The organism is Halomonas sp. E14, from assembly GCF_052568415.1.
On the sequence record NZ_CP199423.1, the window covers coordinates 2,873,305 to 2,886,448 of the forward strand.

Sequence of the window (13,144 nt, forward strand, 5' to 3'; positions counted from 1 at the left end):
CCGACGGCGCCAGGCGCCGGCCGCAGCCAAGGATGGAGACGATGGACACTAAGGAAGGACCGCAACAGAGCGCCCGGGCGGTGGCCATCGACGAATCGCCCGGAGTGATTCGTCGCTCGCGCATTCGCGAAGGCCTACCGTTCCCGCTAGGCGCGACCTGGGACGGGCTGGGCGTCAACTTCGCCCTGTTCTCAGCCCATGCCACCAAGGTGGAGCTGTGCCTGTTCGACGACACCGGTCGCCAGGAGCTCGAACGCATCGAGCTGCCGGAATACACCGACGAGGTGTGGCACGGCTACCTGCCCGATGCCCGGCCAGGCCAGCTCTACGGCTACCGGGTCCACGGGCCCTACGAGCCCGAGGCGGGGCACCGCTTCAACCCCAACAAGCTGCTGCTCGACCCTTATGCCAAGCAGATCGTCGGCGAGCTGGCCTGGGACGAGGCGCTGTTCGGCTACACCATCGGCCACCCCGACGGCGACCTGAGCTTCGACGAACGCGACAGCGCACCGTACATGCCGCGCTGCCGGGTGATCGACCCCGCCTTCACCTGGGGGCGCTCGCGTGACGTGCAGCTGCCGTGGGATCGCACCATCCTCTACGAGACCCACGTGCGCGGCTACACCATGCGCCATCCCTCGGTGCCGGACTCGCTGCGCGGCACCTTCTCGGGGCTGATGGTCAACGAGGTGGTGGACTACATCCAGTCGCTGGGGGTCTCCTCGGTGGAGCTGCTGCCGGTCCACGCCTTCGTCGACGACCAGCACCTGCTCGAACGCGGACTGCGCAACTACTGGGGCTACAACACCCTGGGCTTCTTCGCGCCCCATTCGCGCTACCTCTCGGGCGACAGCATCAACGAGTTCAAGCAGATGGTGGCGCGCTACCATGCCGCCGGGCTCGAGGTGGTGCTCGACGTGGTCTACAACCATACCGCCGAAGGCAACGAGCTGGGCCCCACCCTGTCGCTCAAGGGCATCGACAACGCCTCCTACTACCGCCTGCTGCCCGACCAGCCGCGCTACTACATCGACGACACCGGCACCGGCAACACCCTCAACCTGAGCCACCCGAGGGTGCTGCAGATGGTCACCGACTCGCTGCGCTACTGGGCCACCGAGATGCGCGTCGACGGCTTCCGCTTCGACCTGGCCACCATCCTCGGCCGCGAGCCCCACGGCTTCGACGAGGGCGGCGGCTTTCTCGACTCCTGCCGTCAGGACCCGGTACTGAGCCAGGTCAAGCTGATCGCCGAGCCGTGGGACTGCGGGCCGGGCGGCTACCAGGTCGGCGGCTTCCCGCCGGGCTGGGCGGAGTGGAACGACCGCTTCCGCGACACCACCCGCGCCTTCTGGCGCGGCGACGAAGGCCAGCTGGCCGACTTCGCCTCGCGGCTGATGGGCTCCGCCGACCTGTTCGACCGCCGCGGCCGGCGCCCCTTCGCCTCGGTCAACTTCGTCACCGCTCACGACGGCTACACCCTGCATGACCTGGTGGCCTATCAGGACAAGCACAACGCCGCCAACGGCGAGGACAACCAGGACGGCCACGACCACAACCTGTCCTTCAACCACGGCGTGGAAGGCCCTACCGACGACCCCGAAGTCCAGGCGCTGCGCCTGCGCCAGATCCGCAACTTCCTGGCCACGGTGCTGTTCGCCCAGGGCACCCCGATGCTGCTGGCCGGCGACGAGCTGCTGCGCACCCAGCAGGGCAACAACAACGCCTACTGCCAGGACAACGAGATCAGCTGGCTCGACTGGAACCTGAACGGCGAGGCCCACGCCCTGATCGAGTACGTGCGCACCCTGATCCGGCTGCGCCTGCGCTATCCCATCCTGCGTCGCGGGCGCTTCCTGTCCGGCGAATACAACGAGGAGATGGGGCTCAAGGAGGTGACCTGGCTGGCCGCCGACGGCAGCGAGATGGACGTGGAGCGCTGGGAGGACCCCGCCACGCGCAGCCTGGGGCTGCTGCTCGACGGCCGGGCACGCCCCTCGGGCATTCGCCGCGCCGGCGACGACCGTTCGCTGCTGCTGCTGTTCAATGCGCAGCCCGAGCCGCTGGTCTTCCTCCTGCCCGACGTGCCGCGCGGCAGCGGCTGGATATGCCGGCTCGACACCTGCCTCAGCAAGACGCAGGTGCCCGAGCCGTGGCCGTTCGGCGAGCGCTATCAGATGGAGGGCCGCTCGCTGACCCTATTCGAGCTGGTGCAGGAACCCGACCGGCACCCCGATGCGGGGTCCGAAGCTTGAGCCTTACGCCCTGAGCCCCTGGGCCTCGGCCAGTGGCCGCGACGCCAAGAGGAACATGCGATGACAACACCCCCTACTCCCGCCAATGCATCGACCGCCCACGAGGCGGTGATGGCGGCCATTCATGCACCGCGTATCGCCATCGAGGCCGTACAGCCGTCGCTCGACCACGGGCGCTTCGCGGCCAAGGCCAGCGTCGACGAACCGGTGACGGTGAGCGCCGTCATTTTCGCCGACGGCCATGACGTGCTGGCTGCCGCGGTGTGCTGGCACGACGACCTCGGCCAGCAGCAGCGCGTGCCGATGCAGCTGGTCAAGCCGCTGGGCCGCGACCTGTGGGAAGCCCGCTTCACGCCGCGGCGCATCGGCAGGCACGGCTTCATCATCGAGGCCTGGTGGGATCTCTACGGCACCTACCGTCACGAGCTGGCCAAGAAGCACCAGGCCGGCGTGCCGGTGGAGCTCGAGCTGGAGGAAGGCCGGCGCCTGGTGGTGGCCGCCGCCGAACGCAGCGAAGGCGAACTGAAGGCGGCGCTGGAGGCGCGGCTAGACCGCTTCGCGTCGCTCGATGGCGACGACACCCGGGTGGCACTGCTGCTCGACGAGGAGACGCTGCAGCTGATGCAGGCGGCCGATGAGCGCCCCCACCTGGCCCGCAGCGACGCCCACTACCCGCTCGACGTGGAGCGCCTGGCGGCCCGCTTCGCCAGCTGGTACGAGCTGTTCCCGCGCTCGGAAACCGACCACCCGAGTCGCCACGGCACCTTCGACGACGTGCGCAAGCGCCTTCCGGCGATCCGCGACATGGGCTTCGACGTGCTCTATTTTCCGCCGATCCACCCCATCGGTCGGACCCACCGCAAGGGCCCCAACAACACGCTGACGGCCGGGCCGGACGACCCCGGCAGCCCCTACGCCATCGGCAGCCACGAAGGGGGGCACGAGGCGATTCACCCCGAGCTCGGCAGCCGCGAGTCGTTTCGTGAGCTGGTCGCCGACGCCGCCGACCACGGCCTGGAGATCGCGCTGGACTTCGCCATCCAATGCTCGCCGGACCACCCCTGGCTCGCCGAGCACCCCGGCTGGTTCTCCTGGCGTCCCGACGGCTCGATCCGCTACGCCGAGAACCCGCCCAAGAAGTACCAGGACATCGTCAACGTCGACTTCTATGCCGAGGACGCGCTGCCGGCACTGTGGCTGGCACTGCGCGACGTGGTGCAGGGCTGGGTCGACGAAGGCGTGAAGATCTTTCGCGTCGACAACCCCCACACCAAGCCGCTGCCGTTCTGGGAGTGGCTGATCGCCGACATCCGCGCCCGCGACCCGGCGGTGATCTTCCTCTCCGAGGCCTTCACCCGCCCGGCGATGATGCTGCGCCTCGGCAAGCTGGGCTTCACCCAGGGCTACACCTACTTCACCTGGCGCCACACCAAGGCCGAGCTGACGGAGTACTTCACCCAGTTGAACGCGCCGCCGCTGCGCGACGGCTTTCGCCCCAACTTCTTCGTCAATACCCCCGACATCAACCCCTATTTCCTGCAGTCCTCCGGCCGGCCGGGGTTCCTGATCCGGGCCGCGCTGGCCACCCTGGGCTCGGGGCTATGGGGCATGTACTCCGGCTTCGAGCTGTGCGAGGGCGCGCCGCTGCCGGGCAAGGAGGAGTACCTCGATTCCGAGAAGTACGAGATTCGCCCGCGCGACTACAGCGCCCCGGGCAACATCCGCTACGAGATCACCCAGCTCAACCGCATCCGGCGCGAGAACCCGGCCCTGCAGACCCACCTGGGACTGGCCTTCCACCCCGTGCACAACGACAAGCTGCTGTTCTTCAGCAAGCGCACCCCCGACCAGACCAACGTGATCCTGGCGCTGGTATCGCTGGACCCGTTCGAGGCTCAGGAGGGCACGCTGGAGCTGCCGCTATGGGAGTTCGAGCTGGGCGACGACGCACCGCTGCAGGTGGAGGATCTGATGCGCGGATACCGCTGGACCTGGCACGGCAAGTGGCAAACGGTGCGCCTCACCCCCGAGCAGCCGTTTGCCGTGTGGCGCATTCATCCGCTGCGCTAAGCCTATCGACGACAGCAGGGAGACACAGCCGATGATGGATACCCGCAGCGAGAGTCAGCCCGTGGCGGCCGCCGACTTTCTCACCGACCCGCTCTGGTACAAGGACGCGGTGATCTACCAGGTGCACGTCAAGTCCTTCTTCGATGCCAACAACGACGGCATCGGCGACTTCGAGGGCCTGATCCAGAAGCTCGACTACATCGAGAGCCTGGGCGTGAACACGATCTGGATCCTGCCCTTCTACCCCTCGCCGCGCCGCGACGACGGCTACGACATCGCCGAGTACACCGGCGTGAGCCCCGACTACGGCACCCTGGCGGACGCCCGGCGCTTCATCGACGAGGCGCACCGCCGCGGCCTGCGCGTGGTGACCGAGCTGGTCATCAACCACACCTCCGACCAGCACGAGTGGTTCCAGCGTGCGCGCCAGGCGCCGCCGGGCTCGCCCGAGCGCGACTTCTACGTGTGGTCCGACACCGACCTGAAGTACCCCGGCACGCGCATCATCTTCCTCGACACCGAGACCTCCAACTGGACCTGGGACCCGGTGGCGGGCGCCTACTACTGGCACCGCTTCTACTCCCACCAGCCGGACCTGAACTTCGACAACCCCCAGGTGCTCGACGAAGTGCTCAAGGTGATGGCGTACTGGCTCGACCTGGGGGTCGACGGCCTGCGCCTGGACGCCATTCCCTACCTGGTCGAGCGCGAGGGCACCAACAACGAGAACCTGCCCGAGACCCACGTGGTGCTGAAGCAGATCCGCGCGGTGATCGACGAGCGCTACCCCGACCGCATGCTGCTGGCCGAGGCCAACCAGTGGCCGGAGGACACCCGGCCCTACTTCGGCGAGGGCGACGAGTGCCACATGGCGTTCCATTTCCCGCTGATGCCGCGCATGTACATGGCGCTGGCCCAGGAGGACCGCTTCCCGATCACCGACATCCTGCGTCAGACGCCGGAGATTCCCCCCAACTGCCAGTGGGCGATCTTCCTGCGCAACCACGACGAGCTGACGCTGGAGATGGTCACCGACCGCGAGCGCGACTACCTGTGGAACCACTACGCCGCCGACCGCCGCGCGCGCATCAACCTCGGCATTCGCCGCCGCCTGGCACCGCTGCTGGAGCGCGACCGGCGGCGCATCGAGCTGCTCAACAGCCTGCTGCTGTCGATGCCGGGCACGCCGGTGCTCTACTATGGCGACGAGATCGGCATGGGCGACAACATCTACCTCGGCGACCGCGACGGCGTGCGCACGCCGATGCAGTGGTCGGTGGACCGCAACGGCGGCTTCTCCCAGGCCGATCCGGCGCGCCTGGTGCTGCCGCCGATCATGGACCCGCTGTACGGCTACCAGGCGGTCAACGTCGAGACCCAGCAGCGCGACCCCCATTCGCTGCTCAACAGCATGCAGCGGCTGCTCGCGGTGCGCCGCCAGCATCGCGCCTTCAGCCGCGGCGCCATGCGCCTGCTCTACCCGGCCAACCGCCACATCCTGGCCTACCTGCGGGTGATGACCGATGCGAGCGGCGAGCCGGAAACGCTGCTGTGCGTGGCCAACATGGGGCGCAGCGCCCAGGCGGTAGAGCTCGATCTCTCGGCCCATGCCGGCCAGGTGCCGGTCGAGATGGTCGGCGGCAGCGCCTTCCCGCCGATCGGCCAGCTGCCCTACCTGCTCACGCTGCCGCCCTACGGCTTCTACTGGTTCCAGCTCGCCCCGCCCTCGGCCATGCCCGAGTGGCACCAGCCCACCCCGGAGCCGATGCCGGAGTACGCCACCCTGGTGATCAAGCGCCACCTCGAGGAGCTGCTCCAGCCCGCCTCGCGCCGGCTGCTGGAGACCGAGACCCTGCCCAGCTACCTGCCCAAGCGCCGCTGGTTCGCCGCCAAGCAGTTTGCCATCGAGGGCGTTCGCCTGCTCTACGTCACGCGTCTGGAGCCGAGCCAGCACATGATGCTGCTGTGCGAACTGGAGGTCGACCACGCCCAGGGCAGCGAGCGCTACCAGCTGCCGCTGGCGTTCCTCGGCGAGGAGGCGCTGAACGGCGCCCTGCCCCAGCAGCTCGCCCTGGCCCGCGTGCGCCGCTTCCATGAGGTGGGCCTGCTGACCGACGCCCTGACCCTGGACGAGTTCCCGCTCGCCGTGCTTGCCGCCCTGCGCGAGGCCGCCAGCCTGCCCTGCGGCGACGGCGAGCTGCGCTTCGTGCCCACCCCCTCGCTGGCCGGGATCGAGCTGCCCGAGCAGCCCGAGGTGCTGCGCCAGGCGGCGGAGCAGTCCAACACCTCGGTGATCATTCACCAGCAGCTGGTACTGAAACTGTTTCGCCGCCTCGAACCGGGGCTGCACCCCGAGGCCGAGATCGGCCGCTTCCTGAGCGAGCGGGGCTATCGCAATACCGCACCGCTGCACGGCGAGGTGACCCGCTTCGACGCCGACGGCAACCCCCAGACGCTGATGATCCTGCAGGGCTTCATCGACAACCAGGGCGACGCCTGGGCCTGGACCCGTGCCACCCTCGAGCGCGCCATCCGCGAGGCCGGCGGCTATCGTGCCCTGGAGCCGGAGCCGAGCGGCGAGGCCCTTGGCTATGGCGCCATCGACGAACTCAAGACCTTCGCCGCCACCCTCGGCCGCCGCCTGGGCGAGCTGCACAGCGTGCTGGCCGGGCCCAGCGACGACCCCGCCTTCACCCCCGAAGTGGCAGGCCCGGAACGCGTGTCGCTGTGGACCCAGCGCGTGACGGCACGGCTGTCGGAAGCGCTGGCGCTGCTCGAAGGCCACCGCGACGAGGTCGACGAGGCCGACCAGCCGCTGGTCGACCTGGTGCTGCACGAGCGCGACACCCTCGAGCAGGCCATCACGCAGATGGCCGCCATGGCCGAAGGCAGCCTGGTCACCCGCATTCACGGCGATCTCCACCTGGGCCAGGTGCTGGTGGCCCACGACGACGCCTACATCATCGACTTCGAAGGCGAGCCGGCGCGTCCGCTGGAAGAGCGGCGCGCCAAGGACAGCCCGCTGCGCGACGTGGCCGGCATGCTGCGCTCCTTCGCCTACGCCTACGCCAAGATCGAAGCGTCGCGCCCCGGCCAGGAGGCCGGCGAGGCCCAGGCGGAAGCCAGCCACGAGGTCACCGAGCGCTTCCTGATCCTGAGCCGCCAGGAGTTTCTCAACGCCTACTGGCAGGCCACCCTGGAGCTGCCCCACGAATGGCTGCGCCCGAGCGGGGCGGCGGCCGCCGTCGATCTCTTCGTGCTGGAGAAGACAGCCTACGAGATCGCCTATGAAGCAGCCAACCGCCCGGCCTGGCTGAGCGTGCCCCTGCGCGGCCTGGCCGCCATTGTCGAGCAACTGCAGACGGGAGACTCCCATGACTGACCTGACCGCCTCCCCCGTGCGCGACCGGGCGCTATGGCTGTCGCCGGACGACGCCGAGGCGCTGGTCCGCGGTACCCACGGCAACCCCTTCGCGGTGCTCGGTATCCATGCGCCCGACGACGGCGCCCCGCTGCTGCGCGTGTTCCTGCCCGGGGCGCTGGGCGTCGATGTGCTCGATCGCCACAGCGGCGCGGTGCGCTGCCACCTCACCGCGCTGCAGGTGCCGGGACTGTTCGCCGCCCGCCTGCCGCATGCCGCCCCCTACGCGCTGCGCATTCGCTGGCCGCAGGGCGAGCAGCTCACCGAGGACCCCTACAGCTTCGGCCTGCTGCTGGGCGAGATGGACCTCTACCTGATCGGCGAGGGCAACCATCGCCGCCTCGGACACTGCCTGGGCGCCCAGGCCATGGAGGTGGAGGGCGTGCCCGGCGTGCGCTTCGCCGTGTGGGCACCGAACGCCCGGCGCGTCTCGGTGGTGGGCCAGTTCAACAGCTGGGACGGGCGCCGCCATGTCATGCGCCTGCGCCATCCCGCCGGGGTGTGGGAGCTGTTCGTGCCGCGCCTGGCGCCCGGTGAGCCGTACAAGTACGAGATCTGTGACGTCAACGGCGAGCTCGGGCTGCGCGCCGACCCGGTGGCGCTGGCGACCGAAGCGCCACCGCGCACCGCCTCGGTGGTGGCCGACCCCACGCCCTTCGCCTGGCACGACGAGGCCTGGATGGCGCAGCGCGGCGAGCGCCAGGGCAAGGACCGGCCGATCAGCGTCTATGAGGTACACGCCGCCTCGTGGCGCAAGCACGGCGGCGACAACGGCGAGTTCTACCACTGGCGCGAGCTGGCCGAGCACCTGATCCCTTACGTCAAGGCGCTGGGCTTCACCCACCTCGAGCTGCTGCCGATCATGGAGCACCCCTTCGGCGGCTCCTGGGGCTACCAGCCGCTGGGGCAGTTCGCTCCCAGCGCCCGCTTCGGCAGCCCGGCCGACTTCGCCGCCTTCGTCGACGCCTGCCACCAGGCCGAGCTCGGGGTGATCCTCGACTGGGTGCCGGCCCACTTCCCCACCGACCCCCACGGCCTGGCGCGCTTCGACGGCACCGCGCTGTACGAGTACGCCCACCCCTTCGAGGGCTTCCACCAGGACTGGGATACCTACATCTACAACCTGGGCCGGCGCGAGGTGCACGGCTTCATGCTCGCCTCGGCGCTGCACTGGCTGAGGCACTTCCACGTCGACGCGCTGCGCGTGGATGCGGTGGCCTCGATGCTCTACCGCGACTACTCGCGCCAGGACGGCGAATGGATACCCAACCGCCACGGCGGCCGCGAGAACCTCGAAGCCATCGACTTCCTGCGCCACCTGAACGAGGTGGTGGCCGAGGAAGCGCCGGGCGCAGTAGTGATCGCCGAGGAGTCCACCGCCTGGCCCGGCGTCACCCAGCCAACCGAGGAGGGCGGCCTGGGGTTCGCCTACAAGTGGAACATGGGCTGGATGCACGACACCCTGGAGTACATCGCCAGGGACCCGGTGTATCGTGCCTACGCCCACCACGAGATGACCTTCCCCATGGTCTACGCCTTCTCGGAGCGCTACGTGCTGCCGATCTCCCACGACGAGGTGGTGCACGGCAAGGGCTCGCTGCTCGGCAAGATGCCCGGCGACGACTGGCAGAAGTTCGCCAACCTGCGCGCCTACCTCGGGGTGATGTGGACCCAGCCCGGCAAGAAGCTGCTGTTCATGGGCTGCGAGTTCGGCCAGTGGCGCGAGTGGAGCCACGACCGCGAGCTCGACTGGTGGCTGCTCGACGAGCCTCGTCATGCCGGCATTCACCGTCTGGTGGGAGACCTCAACCGGCTCTATGCCACGCAGCCCGCACTGCACTCCCTCGACTGCGAGCCGACCGGCTTCACCTGGGTGATCGGCAACGACGAGACCAACAGCGTGTTCGCCTGGCTGCGTACCGACAGCGCGGGCGAGCCGCTGCTGGTGGTAGCCAACATGACCCCGGTGCCGCGCCAGGGCTACAGCATCGGGGTGCCGCGCGGCGGCGACTGGGAGGAGCTGTTCAACAGCGACGCCGAGTGCTACGGCGGCAGCAATCTCGGCAACCTGGGGCGGCTGACGGCCGGCGAGGCGCCGCTGCACGGCCAGGCCGCCCATCTCACCATGATCCTGCCGCCGCTGGCTGTGCTGATCCTGCGCCCGTGCTGAGCGCTGCGGCAAACCTACGACTCGGGGTGGCGCCATGCCACCCCGACGCCATTTCTGCTGGACAAGGAGAGTGATGCAAATGTGGACGCTTCTGCATCCGATTCGCTCACTGCTATGGAGTGTTGCCCTGCTGCTGCTCGGCAACGGGCTGATCAATACCCTGCTGACCCTGCGCGGCACCGACGAGGGTTTCTCGTCGACGGTGGTGGGCCTGATCATGTCGGCCTACTTCATCGGCTTCACCTGCGGCACCTGGGTCAGCGGCCGGCTGATCCGGCGTGTCGGGCATATCCGCGCCTTCGCCTTCTGCGCCGCGCTGTGCGCCTCGGGCGCGCTGCTGCACATCATCTTCGTCGACCCCTGGGTGTGGGTCGTGCTGCGCTTCTTCTACGGCCTGGCCTTCGTCACCCTGATGACGGTGGTCGAGAGCTGGCTCAACGGCCAGGCGGCCAGCCACCAGCGCGGACGCATCTTCGCCGTCTACATGCTGGTCAACCTGGGGGCAATCGCCGCGGCCCAGCAGATCCTGCGCCTGGATACGCCTGGCGGCTTCCTGCTGTTCGCCGTCACCGCGATCCTGATCAGCTGGGCGCTGCTGCCGATCACCCTAACCCGCCGCCAGCAGCCGGCGGTGCCCGAAACCGCCACCAGCAGCCTCAAGGCGCTGATCGGCTTCGCACCGCTGGCGGTGGCGGCCTCGGTGCTCTCGGGGCTGGCCATGGGCGCCTTCTGGGGCATGGCGCCGCTCTATGCACGCCAGCTGGGCTGGAGCGCCGGTGACGTGGGCATGCTGATGAGCGTGACCATCCTCGGCGGGGCGCTGCTGCAGCTGCCGATCGGGCGCTTCTCCGACAAGCACGACCGCGCGCAGGTAATGACCTGGGTGGTGGTCGCCGCCGCGGCGCTGGCCGCACTGATGCCCTTCGCCCCCAACCAGACGGCGCTGCTGGGGCTGTTCTTCCTGTGGGGCGGGGCCTCGTTCGCCATCTACCCGCTGGCGGTGGCGCAGCTGATCGACCAGCTGCGCCCCGAGGAGGTGGTCTCGGCCTCGACGGACATGCTGGTGACCCAGGGGGCGGGCAGCGCGCTGGCGCCGATCCTTGCCGGCGCGCTGATGGGCGCACTCGGCCCCCAGGCGCTGCCGCTCTACATCGCCGCGGTGCTGGCGCTGCTCGGTGTCTATGCGCTTTTCCGCCGGCGGCACGTCTCCGCGCTGGTCTACGGCCACCCCGCCCACTTCGAGCCGATGACCCAGACCAGCCCGCTGGCGCTGGAGATGATGTATGACGACGCCCAGCCCGACCTGTTCGATGAGCCGTTCAATGACGTAGACGATCACCGATCTGGTGCAGGCGGTCGAGGCGCCGACAGCGATGACGATGACAGCGACGACCTCGGCAGCGCCGCCTTCGCCAAGCCCGGCGTCGACGAGGTGCCGCCGCGGCCCTCTCCCAGCGCCCGCCGGCACGAGTGACCGCGCCGGTTCAGCCCAGCCGGTTCGCCAGCGCTACCAGGTCGGGAACGGTCAGGTCCGGCTCGATGCCCCAGGGGTCGAAGGGGGCATCGAGGCTGCGCCGCACCCAGGCGGCGTGCAGCCCGGCGTGGCGGGCACCGATCACGTCGAAGGGGTTGCTGGAGATCAGCCAGGTGTCGCCGGGGGCGACGTCAAGGCGGTTGCGCAGATACGCATAGACGGCGGGGTCGGGCTTGAAGCGCTTGACCTCGTCGACGCTGATCACGTCCTCGAAGCGCTCGCACAGCCCGGCCTGTTCGAGCAGGCCGTCCACCGCCTCGAAGGTGCCGTTGGAAAAGGCCACGCAGCGCATGCCGGCCGCCGACAGCCGCGCCAGCGCCTCGGTAGCCTCGGGGAAGGCCGGCAGCCTTGCGTAGACCGCCATCAGGTGCTCCTTGTCGACGTCTGCGAGCTGGGCCTGCAGTGCCCGGTCGGTGAAGTCCAGCGCCTCGCGGGTGCACTGCCCGAAGGGCACATAGGCGCCCATCAGGCCGCGGCGAAAGCTGTACTCCAGCTGCTTGTCGCGCCAGCGTCGCGAGAACTCGGCGGCCATGCCTTCCTTGCCGCTGCGCCCGAGCCGGGCTTCCAGTTCGGTGACGACCCCGTGGGTGTCGATCAGGGTGCCGTAGACATCGAAGGCCAGAACCGTCGTCGCTGCCATCTGCTTTGCTCCTGGTGCAAGGACTCAGCGCACAGCATGGGCGCTACCGCGCCGGGGCTCAAGCCGGCGCGTGCGCTCAGGCCCGGTGACCCGCCAGCTGCGCCAGGGCGAAGCTGGCGATGGCGGTGTCCTGCACGCCGGTGCCGGTGAGGTCGCACAGGGTAATGGCCGCCTCGGCGTTTCGCAGCCGCTCACCCCGTTCGATCACCCGGCCCAGCTCATGCACCGCAAACGGCGGCTCGCGTCCCGCGTTGGCAAAGACCTTAAGCTCACCGTTGTGCTCACTCTGGGCGCGCGTATCGCAGACGACGGCGTCGGCGCGGGTCAGCACCGATTCATCGAGCTCGCGCTTGTCGGGGCTGTCCGAGCCCATGGCGGTAACGTGCACGCCCTCGGGCAGGTCGCGGGCGTGTAGCAGCGGCTGCCGCGAGGGCGTGGTGGTGACGATGATGTCGGCCCGGGCGCAGGCGGCGTGCACGCTGTCGTGCACGGTGACCTCGAAGCCCTGGCCGCGCATCGTCCCGGCATAGGCCTCGGCCGCTTCGCGGCGACGCGCCCAGACGTCCAGGGTGTCGACGTTGCGCACCAGGCGCAGCGCCTCGACCTGATGCCTGGCCTGCTCGCCGGCGCCGAGCACCGCCACGCGGCGGCTCTCCTGGCGGGACAGATGCTTGGCGGCGATCGCGCCGGCCAGGGCGGTGCGCACCAGGGTCAGGTAGCCCTCGTCGAACAGCACCGCCTCGACCCGGCCGGTCTCGGCGGAGAACAGCATCATCAGCCCGCTCAGGCTTGGCAGGCCGCGCTTGGGATTGTCGAAGGCGCCGCTGCTGACCTTGATCGCGTAGTGCGGCCAGCCGCGGATATGCGCGGTCTTGACGTCGACCTCGCTGTTGAACTCCTCCATGGCCATCGACAGGATCGGCGGCTGCACCGCCTCGCCGCGCCCCAGCGCGGCAAAACCCTGCTCGACCTGGCGCAGCGCCTCGGCGTCGATGCCCACCGCAGCCTCGATCTCATCGCGTCGATAGAGCTTCATCCCTTCCTCCTGGTTGGT

At 69.3% G+C, this 13,144-nt stretch carries 7 protein-coding genes; 5 read left to right on the forward strand and 2 right to left on the reverse strand.

Annotation, left to right across the window (positions count from 1 at the left end):
• The first annotated feature begins 41 nt into the window (after positions 1 to 41).
• From glgX to ACT7B3_RS13425, 5 genes are all read left to right on the forward strand, one after another.
• On the forward strand, positions 42 to 2,255 hold the full coding sequence (gene glgX / locus ACT7B3_RS13405; RefSeq protein WP_444677007.1) for a glycogen debranching protein GlgX: 2,214 nt from the start codon (positions 42 to 44) through the stop codon (positions 2,253 to 2,255).
• A 60-nt stretch (positions 2,256 to 2,315) separates the two neighbouring features.
• Positions 2,316 to 4,325, forward strand: a complete 2,010-nt coding sequence (locus tag ACT7B3_RS13410; protein WP_445158274.1) for an alpha-1,4-glucan--maltose-1-phosphate maltosyltransferase — start codon at positions 2,316 to 2,318, stop codon at positions 4,323 to 4,325.
• Between the two features lie 31 nt (positions 4,326 to 4,356).
• Positions 4,357 to 7,707, forward strand: coding sequence for a maltose alpha-D-glucosyltransferase (gene treS / locus ACT7B3_RS13415; protein ID WP_445158275.1), 3,351 nt, complete (start codon positions 4,357 to 4,359; stop codon positions 7,705 to 7,707).
• Positions 7,700 to 9,916, forward strand: a complete 2,217-nt coding sequence (glgB, locus tag ACT7B3_RS13420; RefSeq protein ID WP_445158276.1) for a 1,4-alpha-glucan branching protein GlgB — start codon at positions 7,700 to 7,702, stop codon at positions 9,914 to 9,916. Before treS ends, glgB begins: the two co-directional genes overlap by 8 nt.
• 79 nt (positions 9,917 to 9,995) lie before the next feature.
• Entirely contained in the window at positions 9,996 to 11,390 is a 1,395-nt protein-coding gene (locus ACT7B3_RS13425; RefSeq protein WP_445158277.1) for an MFS transporter, read from the forward strand.
• Positions 11,391 to 11,400: 10 nt separating this feature from the next.
• Here ACT7B3_RS13425 and ACT7B3_RS13430 read toward each other — a convergent pair whose 3' ends face one another.
• Positions 11,401 to 12,090, reverse strand: coding sequence for a haloacid dehalogenase type II (locus ACT7B3_RS13430; RefSeq protein ID WP_445158278.1), 690 nt, complete (start codon positions 12,088 to 12,090; stop codon positions 11,401 to 11,403).
• 76 nt (positions 12,091 to 12,166) lie between these two features.
• On the reverse strand, positions 12,167 to 13,126 hold the full coding sequence (locus ACT7B3_RS13435) for a cyclodeaminase (protein WP_445158279.1): 960 nt from the start codon (positions 13,124 to 13,126) through the stop codon (positions 12,167 to 12,169).
• Positions 13,127 to 13,144: the final 18 nt, after the last annotated feature.